This is a genomic window from Lelliottia jeotgali (assembly GCF_977070485.1).
This window is the reverse complement of the sequence record NZ_CDRVFO010000001.1, coordinates 464,489-476,382: the sequence shown is the minus strand read 5'-3', so window position 1 is coordinate 476,382 and position 11,894 is coordinate 464,489. Positions and strand designations below refer to the sequence as shown.

General features: G+C 63.4%; 13 protein-coding genes. 6 read left to right on the top strand and 7 right to left on the bottom strand.

Translation table 11 applies throughout. The features are described 5' to 3' along the window. Positions 1-20: 20 nt before the first annotated feature. The 3 genes from yedA to ACW4TB_RS02165 form a co-directional block, all read right to left on the bottom strand. Positions 21-941, bottom strand: a complete 921-nt coding sequence (yedA, locus tag ACW4TB_RS02175) for a drug/metabolite exporter YedA (protein ID WP_012312589.1) — start codon at positions 939-941, stop codon at positions 21-23. A gap of 146 nt (positions 942-1,087) precedes the next feature. Beyond that, positions 1,088-1,567 (bottom strand): NYN domain-containing protein, encoded by a 480-nt coding sequence (locus ACW4TB_RS02170; RefSeq protein WP_012312588.1) that lies wholly within the window; start codon positions 1,565-1,567, stop codon positions 1,088-1,090. Positions 1,568-1,631: 64 nt separating this feature from the next. Then, positions 1,632-2,384: a DUF2076 domain-containing protein gene (locus tag ACW4TB_RS02165; RefSeq protein ID WP_279932501.1), complete on the bottom strand. Its 753-nt coding sequence runs from the start codon at positions 2,382-2,384 to the stop codon at positions 1,632-1,634. A gap of 153 nt (positions 2,385-2,537) precedes the next feature. Here ACW4TB_RS02165 and ACW4TB_RS02160 point away from each other — a divergent pair, with 153 nt between their 5' ends. Both ACW4TB_RS02160 and ACW4TB_RS02155 read left to right on the top strand, forming a co-directional pair. After that, a complete protein-coding gene (locus ACW4TB_RS02160) occupies positions 2,538-3,194 on the top strand; it encodes a YciC family protein (RefSeq protein ID WP_279932503.1) in 657 nt (218 codons plus the stop codon). Between the two features lie 76 nt (positions 3,195-3,270). Beyond that, complete coding sequence (locus ACW4TB_RS02155) at positions 3,271-3,765, top strand: hypothetical protein (RefSeq protein ID WP_279932505.1); 495 nt, start codon at positions 3,271-3,273, stop codon at positions 3,763-3,765. Positions 3,766-3,775: 10 nt separating this feature from the next. Here ACW4TB_RS02155 and hrpB read toward each other — a convergent pair whose 3' ends face one another. Further along, positions 3,776-6,304, bottom strand: coding sequence for an ATP-dependent helicase HrpB (hrpB, locus tag ACW4TB_RS02150; protein WP_012312584.1), 2,529 nt, complete (start codon positions 6,302-6,304; stop codon positions 3,776-3,778). A 117-nt stretch (positions 6,305-6,421) separates the two neighbouring features. Here hrpB and ACW4TB_RS02145 point away from each other — a divergent pair, with 117 nt between their 5' ends. Together ACW4TB_RS02145 and ACW4TB_RS02140 are read left to right on the top strand one after the other, a co-directional pair. Continuing rightward, entirely contained in the window at positions 6,422-6,841 is a 420-nt protein-coding gene (locus tag ACW4TB_RS02145) for a hypothetical protein (protein ID WP_012312583.1), read from the top strand. A gap of 25 nt (positions 6,842-6,866) precedes the next feature. Further along, positions 6,867-7,736, top strand: coding sequence for a cation diffusion facilitator family transporter (locus ACW4TB_RS02140; RefSeq protein WP_012312582.1), 870 nt, complete (start codon positions 6,867-6,869; stop codon positions 7,734-7,736). Positions 7,737-7,739: 3 nt separating this feature from the next. On the opposite strand, the gene ACW4TB_RS02135 is transcribed toward ACW4TB_RS02140, so the two are convergent. Then, positions 7,740-8,579 carry a DUF6515 family protein gene (locus ACW4TB_RS02135; RefSeq protein WP_012312581.1) on the bottom strand — a complete coding sequence of 280 codons (840 nt, stop codon included), beginning with the start codon at positions 8,577-8,579 and terminating at the stop codon, positions 7,740-7,742. A 394-nt stretch (positions 8,580-8,973) separates the two neighbouring features. Here ACW4TB_RS02135 and ACW4TB_RS02130 point away from each other — a divergent pair, with 394 nt between their 5' ends. Both ACW4TB_RS02130 and ACW4TB_RS02125 read left to right on the top strand, forming a co-directional pair. Further along, positions 8,974-9,450 (top strand): Lrp/AsnC family transcriptional regulator, encoded by a 477-nt coding sequence (locus ACW4TB_RS02130; RefSeq protein ID WP_003249795.1) that lies wholly within the window; start codon positions 8,974-8,976, stop codon positions 9,448-9,450. A 32-nt stretch (positions 9,451-9,482) separates the two neighbouring features. Further along, on the top strand, positions 9,483-9,686 hold the full coding sequence (locus tag ACW4TB_RS02125; RefSeq protein WP_012312580.1) for a DUF2788 domain-containing protein: 204 nt from the start codon (positions 9,483-9,485) through the stop codon (positions 9,684-9,686). A 101-nt stretch (positions 9,687-9,787) separates the two neighbouring features. Here the strand turns inward: ACW4TB_RS02125 and ACW4TB_RS02120 are convergent, their stop codons facing one another. After that, positions 9,788-10,417, bottom strand: a complete 630-nt coding sequence (locus ACW4TB_RS02120) for a pseudouridine synthase (RefSeq protein ID WP_279932509.1) — start codon at positions 10,415-10,417, stop codon at positions 9,788-9,790. A 6-nt stretch (positions 10,418-10,423) separates the two neighbouring features. Then, positions 10,424-11,887: an AMP nucleosidase gene (amn, locus tag ACW4TB_RS02115; RefSeq protein ID WP_012312578.1), complete on the bottom strand. Its 1,464-nt coding sequence runs from the start codon at positions 11,885-11,887 to the stop codon at positions 10,424-10,426. Positions 11,888-11,894: the final 7 nt, after the last annotated feature.

Here is an 11,894-nt window from a genome sequence, read left to right as displayed (position 1 = left end):
GTTTACCGCAACACCCCGGCCTACTTGCAGGTTTCGCCCTCAAGCGATGCAGTGGGCTGCGCCGGCCTGCGCCACTGTGGCAGGCCGATCAGCACCACGGCACTGATGATTACCGCCATCGCCAGGCATTCTTCTGCGCCGATCTGCTCGCCGGCAAAGACGATGCCAAGCAATACCGCAACCGCCGGGTTGACATAGGCATAGCTGGTGGCCGCCGCCGGGCGCACATGCTTGAGCAGGTACATGTAGGCGCTGAATGCCAGGATCGAGCCGAACAAGACCAGATAAGCCAATGCGCCCCAGCCTGCCGCAGTGGGCATCTGAGTCATGCGCTCACCCGACAGGGCGCTGCCCAACAGCAATACAGCACCACCGACCAGCATCTGGGCCGCACTGGCCATGGGGCCTTGGGGTAACGGCAGGCTCTTGCTCCAGACCGATCCGAACGCCCAGGCGGCAGCCGCAAACAGGATCAGCGCCGCACCGATGGGGCTGGCCTGCAGGTTAGAGCCGAGGTTGAGCAGGCCGATGCCAACCAGCCCAAGGACGATGCCCGCCCACTCCAGGCGCGAATTGCGATGGCCAAACAGCAGGCCAAACACCAAGGTAAACAGCGGCACAGTAGCCACCGCCAGCGCAGCGACGCCGGAGGCAACGCCAGCATGCTCTGCAACCGTCACGCCACCATTGCCGCAACTGAGCAGCAGAAAACCGATGGCCCCTGCCGCACGCCATTGCGGCCAGGTCGGCGCCGGCACCCCGCGCCAGCGCAAAAACCCATAGAGCAGGCCCCCGGCGATAAGGAATCGCACCCCGGCCATCAGCATCGGCGGCCAGGACTCCACACCAATGCGAATGAACAGGTAGGTGGAGCCCCAGACCAGATACAAAGCCAGAAAGGCACCAATCAGCAATAACGGGAAGCGGCGGGAGGCAGGCATGGCAAAACTCGAAATCCGTTTACGGGGAAATGAGTTTAGGGAGCCTCGCCGCCAAGATTAAGTTACAAAACCGGATTAATTGGGCGGCACAATTTTGCGTAATGGCTGGGGTATACGGCGCAATGGCGGTCAAGCGCCGCCGAGCTTCAATGCTTCAACAACAGACGCCCTTCGATCGGCACATAGCGGCTGGCCGCCCGTATCAGCGACATGGCGGTCAACCCCGGCACACCGTAAACCACCGCCTCGGCGCCATGACGCTGTATCACCCGCTCCAGCAGCAGGTCGAAATCACCATCGCCCGAAGCCAGTACGACCTGATCGACACGGCTGGCTGCATCGATCACATCCAGGGTTATCCCCACATCCCAGTCACCTTTGGCCGAACCATCGCTGCGCTGGATGAACGGCTTGAGGCGCACATCGAAACCAAGGTTGCGCAGGATCTGCTGGAACTGCTGCTGTTTGCTGTCCCCACGGTCGATGGCATACGCCACGGCCTCAACGATCTCACCCTCGCGGCTGACTTCAGACCACAGCGCGGTGTAGTTGAAGTGACAGCCGTGGGCCTGGCGCACGGTGTAGTAGAGGTTCTGCACATCGGCGAACAGTGCGATTTTCTTCACTACATACCCTCGGCTGAAGGGGGCGCAATGCGCCCCCGAAAATGCCAGCAGTATGCCAGACCGATCAGACGAAGGTGTCGTCGTCCGAGAAGAAGCCGCCATCATCGCTGCCATAATTGCTGTCAGCGAAACCACCCTGATCAGCGCCCCAGCCACCATTGTCGGCCACCTGCGACTGCGCGCCCTCGTCGTTCCAGCCAGCGGTATCACTGGCCGGGGCCGGTTCTTCCTTGATCACCTCGACCACCTCTTCAGGCTGGGAGTGGTGGTTGAACAGGCTGCTGATGCCTTGTGCCAGCAACACACCACCGGCCACACCGGCAGCGGTCTGCATTGCGCCGCCCAGGAAGCTGCTGGCACCACCCCGAGCCGGCGCGGCGCCGAAACCAGGTTGCGCCGCCTGCGGCTGGGAGAAGCCCGGGGCACTCGGCTCCCGCCAACCGCCTGCCGAAGCGACCGGCGTGGCAGGCCGCTGGGGCTGCTGTGATGGTTGGGCAGGCTGCGGATTACGCCCACTGGCGCCAAAGATGCTGGAGAGGAAGCCACCACTGCTGGTGCTGCTGGTGCGGGAAGCCTCGACCTGGGCACGAGCCTGTTTGAGCTCTGCTTCCAGTTGCTTGTTCTGTTCGTCCAGGCGCTTGAGCGCCGCCTCCTGAACCAGGATTGCCTGGGCCATGTAGTAAGGCGCCGCCGGCTGCTCGCGCAGGTGTTCCTCGATGCGCGCCTGGGCCTGTGCATCACGCGGCTGGCTGGGGTCTTCGGCTTGTTTGATGCGGCCAAACAGGCCATCGATCAGGGTTTGTTCTTCAGTGTTCATGGGCTACCTCGTGGGAAGCGGGACATCGGACGTGTCAAAGATGGGGCGCGCAGGCGGCGGATTCAATCACAGGCACGGTGAAACTTTTTTCAGCAATTGACTGCTCTGGGCTAAAGTTAGGCCCCTGCTTTTACTGCCATGCGATGTTGACCGATGAATCCGCTGAGCGTTTTGCGCGACTCCCTCTACTTCTTCCGCCGCCACCTGGCAAACATCATCCCGCTGTGCTTGCCGCTGGTCGTACTCGAAGCCCTGATAACCCAACTGTTGTACCAGCAGTTGGGCGACCAGGCATCACCGGCCTACAGCATGCTGGTGAGCCTGCTGTTCTACCCGCTTTACAGTGCAGCGCTGATTCTTTACCTCGACACCCGCAGCAACGGCCAGGAGATCCCCAAACGCGAGCTGTTTGCCCGCGCCATGCAGCTATGGCCGCAATTGGCACTGCTGATCATGATCAGTTCGCTGCTGATCATGGCGGGGCTGGCGCTGCTGGTTTTCCCAGGGGTATGGATCATGATCAACCTGGTGTTCGCCGAGTATCTGCTGGTGCTGCGCGGCCTGCCGGTGGTGCAGTCGATGCGCGAAAGCGCACGCATGACCACCGGGCACTTCATGCGCATCATGCTCTGCGTACTTGCCGTGCTCGCACCGATCTGGCTGATCGACGGGCTGCTGCTGATCGCCTTCCCCGAGCCTGCCCCCGCCCTGGAGCTGGCCATGGCCAGCCTGCTCGGCTTCCTGCAGTTGTTCAGTACCGTGGTGCTGTATCGCCTGTTCATGCTGCTGGAGAGCAAGAACGACGCCTGAAGGAAAGAGTTCAGACTCCAGCGTGGCCTGCCCGGGAGATTAAGGTGCCGATCCCACCCACCTTGGAGGTTCGCACATGAACCCGGAAATTCAGAACAGGTACGGCAGGTCGTTCAGTGGCCATCTTTACGCGATGGCCACCGACAGGTATGTCCCCCTTCGCTTGAGCACCAGCCACGATAAATGGCACTGGGGGATCACGCCGCAGGACGACTGGCTCATGGCTGGGGGCGACCAGGGTTCCATACGCCTGGACTTTACCTTCGACTCAAAGACGCAAGACCGTCTGCATTATCACATCAGTCTCAGCGGCCCGGCGCGGCCCCACAAGAAGCTTGGCCTGAGTTTCAACGGGTATCTGGGCTTCTACCAGCGAGCAGAGGTAACTGATTACTGGAAGATCGAACCGCTGGAGCTGACGGAACATGGCCTGATCTGCCACCTGCGTGATCATCAGGGCTATCGGGCAGGCGCGATCAGGGACACCCCCCATCACAGCGGGCATTCCATGTACCTGATCAACACGAAAGAAGGCGAAACGCTCACCTTCCTCCTCCAGCAGGCCGTCTGAACCCTGACCGTCAGGTGCCACGCGGTTTTGCCCGCGCGGTGGCCTCAGCCACCAGCGGGTCGTCCGGCCAGTAATGCTTGGGGTATCTACCCTTGAGGTCCTTCTTCACCTCTGCATAGGTGGTGCGCCAGAAGCTGGCCAAGTCCTGCGTCACCTGCACTGGCCGCCGCGCTGGCGACAGCAGATGCAGCTTGACCTGCTGGCGACCTTGGGCGATGCGCGGTGTGTCAGCCAGGCCGAACAGCTCTTGCAGGCGCACGGCGAGGATCGGCGGGTTTTCACTGTAGTCGAGGCGGATACTGGAGCCCGACGGCACAGCCAGGTGCGCTGGCGCCCATTCGTCCAGGCGCTGGGGCAGCGGCCAGGGCAACAGATTACGCAAGATCGAAGGCAGGTCCAGGGCGGCGAAATGGCTCAGCCGGGACACTTTGCCCAGATAAGGCTGCAGCCAGTGCTCCAGGCTGGCCAGTAGCGCCTCGTCGCTTAGGTCGGGCCACTCGCTATGGCCGTCTTTTTCCAGGTCTAGCTGGCGTAATAGCGCTATGCGCGCCTGCCACTGGCGTAGCTCTGGCGTCCAGCTCAGCAGGTTCAGGCCTTTGCGCCGCACCAAGCCTAGCAGTGCCCTGGCGCGGGCGTCGTCATCCAGCCCAGGCAACGGTTCACGGCTGAGCACCAGTTCGCCGACCTTGGTCTGACGCTCGGCACGCAACACCTGCTCGCGCTCGTCCCAGTCGAGAATGTCGACGCGCTCGACCTGTTCGGCCAGCACATCGTCGAGCAGCGCCGGGTCGAATTCGGCAGCCAGGTAAATCCGCTCCTCCCGCTGCCCCTGGCGGCTGCCCAGGTCGGCGATGACCAACCACGGGCATTTCATCAGCGCATCGGCCTCGGCGAACAAAGCAGCACGGCCGTTGGCCAGGCGGTACTCGGCCCCGCCTTCGCGACGCTGCTGGGCAACCCGGTCGGGATAGGCCAACGCCAGCAGGGCGCCGAGCCAGCGTGGATGCTCGGGATCGGCAACCCCCGCCCTGGCCTTGCCGCGCAGCAGCCCCCGGTACTGGCGGGCCAACTGCCGGGCACGCTGCACACCTCCCTGGGCGTCACGGCTGACCTTGCTGTCGCCGCTGATCAGTGCCAGCCGGCTATGCAGGTCGGCGCCACCTGCGCGCTGGATATCGCGCTCGCCCAACAAGGCGGCAACATCGCAGGCCATCGCGGCCAAGCCCAGATCCTGGCCGCGCAGCAGCAGGTGAGCGATACGCGGGTGAGCCGGAAGCTCGGCCATGGCCTGGCCGTGTTCACTGAGGTTATCGCGGCTGCCCAGCTTGAAAGCGCCAAGCCGCGCCAGCAGGTCCTGCGCCTGGGAAAATGCCGCCGCTGGAGGCTGGTCCAGCCAGCGCAACTGGTCAGGCGCAACACCCCATCGACCAAGCTGCAACGCCAGGCCCGCCAGGTCTGCCTGGAGGATTTCGGCACTACCATGTGCTGCCAACTGGTCGTGCTGGGTCTCTGACCACAGGCGGTAGCAAACGCCCGGTTCCAGGCGCCCCGCACGGCCAGCCCGCTGGGTGGCGCTGGCACGGGAGATACGCTGGGTGTCCAGGCGCGTCATGCCGCTGCCGGGGTCGAAACGCGGTACCCGGGCAAGGCCGGCATCGATGACCACGCGCACACCGTCGATGGTCAGGCTGGTCTCGGCGATGTTTGTGGCCAGAACGACCTTGCGCAGGCCCTGGGGCGCCGGATCGATGGCCGCACGCTGGGCATTGAGGTCGAGTTCGCCATGCAAGGGGCACAGCAGAATGTCCGGGCGCTCGGCCAATGATTCCTGCAAACGTTGGTGAACCCTGCGGATCTCAGCCTGGCCGGGGAGGAACACCAGCACACTGCCGGGTTGATCGGCCAAGGCCTGCAGCACGCTGTCCACCACCCGCGGCTCGATGAATTCCCCTGGCTGGAACGGCCGGCCCCAACGAATATCAACCGGGTACATGCGGCCTTCGCTGCTGATCACCGGCGCGTCGTCGAGCAGGCGGGACAGGCGCTCGCCCTCCAGGGTTGCGGACATCAGCAGAATTTTCAGCGGCGGATCGTCGCGCAGCAGCTCCCGGCCATTGAGACTCAGCGCCAGGGCCAGGTCGGCATCCAGGCTACGCTCGTGAAACTCATCGAAGATCAGCAGCCCTACGCCCTCCAGCGCAGGGTCTGCCTGCAACCGGCGGGTCAGGATGCCTTCAGTGACCACTTCGATACGGGTATTGGGCCCGACCTTGCTGTCCAGGCGAATGCGGTAACCCACGGTTTCGCCGACTTTTTCGCCCAGCTCGCTGGCCAGCCGTTCTGCCGCCGCACGCGCCGCCAACCTGCGCGGCTCCAGCATCACGATGGTCTGCCCGGCCAGCCAGGGTTCATTCAACAGTGCCAGCGGTACACGGGTAGTCTTGCCTGCGCCGGGCGGCGCCTCGAGCACCGCTTCGTGACGGTTTTCCAAGGCATGGCGCAAAGCCGGCAGGGCAGCATCGATTGGTAAGGAAATCATGGTGGTCCTCGAACAGTCTGGCGAGTATAACGGCGAACCCAGCCTGCTCTATCATGGTCTTAGCAACAGGTGCCGGCGTATCGCCCCACCTTGTGGCAACTTTCTTCGGAGATTCAAATGCGCATCCCATCCCGCGTCATCGGTGGCGCCCTCATCGCCACCTTGCTGACCCAGCTGACGGCCTGCGGCACGCTGTTCTACCCGGAACGCCGCGGGCAGATCGAGGGCAAGGTCGACCCGGTAATCGTCGCCCTCGATGCCATCGGTATTCTGTTCTACGTGATCCCTGGCCTGATTGCCTTTGGCGTCGACTTCGCCACAGGTGCCATCTACTACCCTGGGGGCACCACGGCACAAGTAGCGCCAGAGAAACTGCGCGAAGCCATCAAGCCCGATGGCAAGGTCGACAACCTCAAGCTGCAGGCCATTCTCGAAAGCGAACTGGGCCAGCGCCTGCCACTGGACGACCCGCGGTTGATCCAGCATCGCGGCAGCGTCGAGCAACTGGCAGCGTTCGGCCTGGTGCCGACAGCCTGAAACCTGCAAGGAAGCCACCCTCGGCATGATCACCTCGGCTGAACACCAGCGCCTGCTACGCCTGGCCACCCGCGCGTCGCTCGCAGTGGCCAGCATCCTAGTACTGAGCAAGGCCGTGGCCTGGTGGCTGAGTGGCTCGGTCAGCCTGCTGGCCGGGCTGACCGATTCGGCGCTGGACGCGGTCGCCTCGTTCCTCAACCTGCTCGCAGTGCACTATGCGCTACGCCCGGCTGATGATGACCATCGCTTCGGCCACGGCAAGGCAGAAGCCTTGGCAGGCATGGCCCAGGCGGTGTTCATCGGCGTGAGTGCGGTACTGATCGGGGTTCAGGCCGCCGAGCGCCTGCAATCACCACAGCCCCTGGGGGACACTGCAATCGGTATCGGCGTGATGCTGCTGTCGCTGGTACTGACGCTCGCCTTGCTGGCACTGCAACGCAAGGTGGTGCGCGTAACAGGCTCAACAGCGGTGCGTGCCGACTCGCTGCATTATCGCTCTGACCTGCTGCTAAATGGCAGCATCCTGCTGGCCTTGCTGCTGGCACGCTACGGGTGGCCGCAGCTGGATGCGCTGTTTGGCCTGGGTATCGCGCTGTACATCCTGTGGAGTGCACTGCAGATCGCCCGGGAAAGCACGGCAATCCTGATGGACAAGGAACTGCCCGGCGACATCGGCGAGGGCATGGTCGAACTGGTGCTGGGCATTGCCGGGGTCAAAGGTGTGCATGACCTGCGCACCAGGGTGTCGGGCAATCAGTGGTTCGTGCAACTGCATCTGGAGCTGCCTGGGCAGTTGCCGTTGCACGAAGCACATGCCCTGTGCGTCCAGGCCTCTGAAGTCATCCGCCAGCGTTATCCTCAGGCGGATGTGATGGTGCATGCCGACCCCGTCTGAGGCTCAATTGATACTGTAGCCCCGGCCACTGAAACAGGCCCCCAGCGCCCGCCGGTAGTTGTCTGCAACATTGGCCGGCGGTGCGCTGGGTGCGGTGGCGGGGTCGAAGTTGGACTCGCTCACCGCCCACCGATGGCACTGGTAGCGGTCTTGGTCCTGTTGCTCCTGGCCTTGCCCGTGCATCGGGTACGCCACCACATCATATGCATTGCCCGAAGGGGCTTGCGCCACCGGGGCCGGTGCAACCGCAGGTGGGCTGACCACCACGTACTCGCGGCTGTCTGCCAGGTACTGGTAATACGTATCGGCAACCAGGAAAAGCAGGGCCCCCCCCACCCACACTTCACGTGCATAGGATGGCAGGTAGCCGACCCGCACCCCGTAAGGCGGGGCTACCACGATGTAGCTGCCGCCCTGCGGCCGGTACCAGTAACCCCCTGAGTAGAAATAGTCCTGCCCACGGTACGGCACTTTCCAGTAGCGGTCCGGGAAATGGTCGATGCTGTGCCCGGGACGATACTGCGGCCCCGGCCCCCAACCATTGCCATGGCCATCCGGCCGCCCCTGCCAGTCGCCACCAGGCCGTTGACCAGGGCCGCCAGCTTCCCAGTGCCGGTAATCGGCATTGCGCCGGGGAATATCCTGGTAGTAGCCCTGGCGGGCTGGCTGGGTCTGGTGCACTTCATCGCGCGAGTTGAGCGGCGAACGGCCTTCGTAGCTACCGTTGGGATCCTGCCGGCCATTGCCACCATGCCCGTCGTCAGGGCCCTGGGCCATCGCCCCCAGGCAGATGCTCACGCCAAGCAAACCAACACCTGCCAACTGCCAGATGCGCGACTTCATGTTGTTCCTCACGGTCAAGATAACGGCACGCTGCCAGTCTACCGTGCCTGTAACGGACAAACAGATGAAATCGCGGCCATGAAAAAAGGGAGGCCTTGAGGCCTCCCTTTGAGAATTGTCGTCCGTGCTCGGCACTTGTGGCGCCGGCTCACCTCATACGCTCTTGTGGAGGTACGTAGCCCGGGGGCCTGGCGGATCCTGTTGGATGGCTGGCCGCGACCGCCCGCCTAGGGCGCGTCGCCGGGGACTGATGTCCGGGCAGTGATTCTGTTGATAAAGATACGGGACAGGGGGCGGCAGCGGATTGCGAAGATTGCTCAGATAAATAGCACTTGCGCAATTTTTAACCCTGGATCGATAATTCACCGCAATCTGATCAGAAAAGGCCTTTTCCATGAGCAAGCTTGACCGCTACGACCTGAGCATCCTCGCCGAATTGCAGCGCGATGCGCGCATTTCCAACCAGGAGCTGGCCGAACGCATTGGCCTGTCGCCCTCACCCTGCTCTCGTCGGGTCAAGCAACTGGAAGACGACGGCTATATCTCACGGCAAGTCGCCCTGCTCGACCGCAAAAAGCTTGGCCTGAGCCTGACGGCTTACGTGCTGATCGGTATGGACCGGCACACCCCGGAGCGCTTCGAGACCTTCGAGGCGGCCATCCGCAACTTGCCACAGGTGCTCGAATGCAGCCTTGTAACCGGCATGGATGCCGACTATCAGCTCAAGGTGGTGGTACCGGACATGGATCACTATCAGAAACTGCTACTGGGCAGCCTGACTCGCATTGAAGGCGTCACCAGCGTGCGCTCGAGCTTCGTGCTCAATCAGGTGCTGGCGAGCACCGAACTGCCCCTGACCCACCTTCGTTGATTGGCTGCTGAGCTTGCCTGGAGAACACACAGATGGATCCGGCTGTATTCGAAGAATGGATGATGATCATCCTGGTGACCGTGCTGATCGGTTTCATGGGCTTCATCGTCTGGGACTTGGCAAAGAAATCCAAGGCCGGGCGCTTTGGCACGATGATCCTGTTCTTCGTGCTGGGGCTGGGGGTGCTGGCCTTTATCATCAAGACCGTGGTCGTGGGGTTTCTGGAAGGGGTGTAGCGTCCGCTCAAGCCTCATCGCCGGCGAGCTGGCGCCCACAAATGCAAGGGCCTGCGCATTTTCTGTGGGAGCCGGCTTGCCGGCGATGAAGCCAGCGAGCCCTACAGCTTGGCCGGCACCTCGCGCCAACAGCCCTGCTCCAGCCCATCCAGCGCCCAATCACCGATCCGCACACGCACCAGGCGCAGAGTCGGCAAGCCCACCGCCGCTGTCATGCGCCGCACCTGGCGGTTACGCCCCTCGCGAATCACCAGTTCCAGCCAACTTGTCGGCACGCTCTTGCGAAAGCGTACCGGCGGGTTGCGCGGCCACAGCTCAGGCTCATCGAGGCGCCGTGCTTCGGCAGGCAAGGTCGGCCCGTCATTGAGCTCCACGCCTTCGCGCAACCGCTTTAGCTGCTCATCGTTCGGTTCGCCTTCCACCTGCACCCAGTACGTCTTGGCCAGCTTGTGCCTGGGGTCAGCGATGCGCGCCTGCAAACCGCCGTCGTTGGTCAGCAACAGCAACCCTTCACTGTCACGGTCCAGCCGCCCGGCCGGGTAAATGCCAGGAATATCAATGTAATCCTTGAGCGTGGCACGGCCATCGCTGTCGCTGAACTGGGTAAGCACATCGAACGGCTTGTTGAACAGGATCAGGCGCGGCTCGGCCGGGGGCGTCTTGGGCTGGCGCCTTGGGCCGGCGGGCCGCGCCTTGGGGTGGCGCGGCTTGGAACGGGGTGGCAGTGGCATGGATCCTCAGCGGAACGGCGGCTCATCGAAGCTGCGCAGTTTACGCGAGTGCAGCGAATTGAGCTCGGTGCGCAGCAGGTCGAGGGCGGCGATACCGATCTTCAAGTGCTGGCTGACCGCGCGGTTGTAGAAGGCGTTGGCCGACCCAGGCAGCTTGATTTCGCTGTGCAGCGGTTTGTCGGACACACACAGCAAGGTGCCATATGGCACCCGCAGGCGATACCCCTGGGCGGCGATGGTACCGCTCTCCATGTCTACCGCCACGGCCCGCGACAGGTTGATCAGCGGCCGTTCCTGAGCCCAGCGTAGCTCCCAGTTACGGTCGTCGTACGTCAGCACGGTGCCGGTGCGCAGACGTTTCTTCAACTCCTCGCCACGTTCGCCGGTAACCTGGGCTGCCGCCTCCTGCAACGCCAGTTGCACCTCGGCCAGGGCCGGGATCGGGATGTTCGGCGGCACCACCCGATCAAGGATACCGTCGCGGCGCATGTAAGCGTGCGCCAGCACATAGTCACCGATGGTCTGCGACTGACGCAGCCCCCCGCAGTGGCCGATCATCAGCCAGCAATGCGGACGCAACACGGCCAGGTGGTCGGTGATGTTCTTGGCGTTGGACGGGCCGACACCGATGTTGACCAGGGTGACACCATCACCATCAGCGGCGATCAGGTGATACGCCGGCATCTGATAGCGGTGCCAGACCACGCTGGCCACCAGGGCCTGGGCCTCACCATGGTCCATGCCTTTTTCGATCGCCACGTTGCCCGGCAGCACCATGCGCACGAAGCGCGGGTCGTCACGCAGCTGTTCAAGGCCATGGCTGATGAACTGGTCGACATAGCGGTGGTAGTTGGTCAGCAGGATCCAAGGCTGCACATGGCGCCAGTCGCTGCCGGTGTAGTGCACCAGGCGGCGCAGCGAGAAGTCCACGCGGGCGGCGTCGAACAGCGCCAGTGGCAGTGTCTGGGCACTGCCCCAGTCGCACAGGCCATCGGCAATGTCGTCGGTGGCGGCGGACAGGTCGGTACTGGGGAATACCCGCGCCAGCTCGGCGGCAGTGATGCCGCTGCCAGCCAGCTCATCGCCCTGGTCGACGACGTATGGGTACGGGATGTTCTGTTCGCTGACACCTACCTCGACGGTCACGGTGTAGTCGTGCATCAAGGGGCGCAACTGCTCGAGCAGATAACCCCGAAATGCCGCAGGCTGGGTGACTGTTACGCTATAGGTGCCCGCCACCTGTACCTTGGCATAGGCACGGGTGGTGGCGGCGACTTCGCCGTGGCTGTAGTAGGTCAGGCGCAAGGCCGGGTAGCGGTAAACGGCGCGCTCGTCGGCGTCCGGCTCGGTGCGGTCCTTCAGGTAACGCTTGAGGGCCTGGCTGAGGGCCCCGGTGGCCTGTTCATGCAAGGCCGCCAGACGGTCGACGGCCTGTTCGGGGGTATCAACGACTACAAAGGCTTGGCTCACACTGTGC

Excerpts from the sequence above, each read along its gene's own strand:
- yedA (WP_012312589.1), bottom strand. The coding sequence starts at position 941 with ATGCCTGCCTCCCGCCGCTTCCCGTTATTGCTGATTGGTGCCTTTCTG.
- ACW4TB_RS02165 (WP_279932501.1), bottom strand. The coding sequence starts at position 2,384 with ATGAACACTGAAGAACAAACCCTGATCGATGGCCTGTTTGGCCGCATC.
- ACW4TB_RS02160 (WP_279932503.1), top strand. The coding sequence starts at position 2,538 with ATGAATCCGCTGAGCGTTTTGCGCGACTCCCTCTACTTCTTCCGCCGC.
- ACW4TB_RS02155 (WP_279932505.1), top strand. The coding sequence starts at position 3,271 with ATGAACCCGGAAATTCAGAACAGGTACGGCAGGTCGTTCAGTGGCCAT.
- hrpB (WP_012312584.1), bottom strand. The coding sequence starts at position 6,304 with ATGATTTCCTTACCAATCGATGCTGCCCTGCCGGCTTTGCGCCATGCC.
- ACW4TB_RS02145 (WP_012312583.1), top strand. The coding sequence starts at position 6,422 with ATGCGCATCCCATCCCGCGTCATCGGTGGCGCCCTCATCGCCACCTTG.
- ACW4TB_RS02140 (WP_012312582.1), top strand. The coding sequence starts at position 6,867 with ATGATCACCTCGGCTGAACACCAGCGCCTGCTACGCCTGGCCACCCGC.
- ACW4TB_RS02135 (WP_012312581.1), bottom strand. The coding sequence starts at position 8,579 with ATGAAGTCGCGCATCTGGCAGTTGGCAGGTGTTGGTTTGCTTGGCGTG.
- ACW4TB_RS02130 (WP_003249795.1), top strand. The coding sequence starts at position 8,974 with ATGAGCAAGCTTGACCGCTACGACCTGAGCATCCTCGCCGAATTGCAG.
- ACW4TB_RS02125 (WP_012312580.1), top strand. The coding sequence starts at position 9,483 with ATGGATCCGGCTGTATTCGAAGAATGGATGATGATCATCCTGGTGACC.
- ACW4TB_RS02120 (WP_279932509.1), bottom strand. The coding sequence starts at position 10,417 with ATGCCACTGCCACCCCGTTCCAAGCCGCGCCACCCCAAGGCGCGGCCC.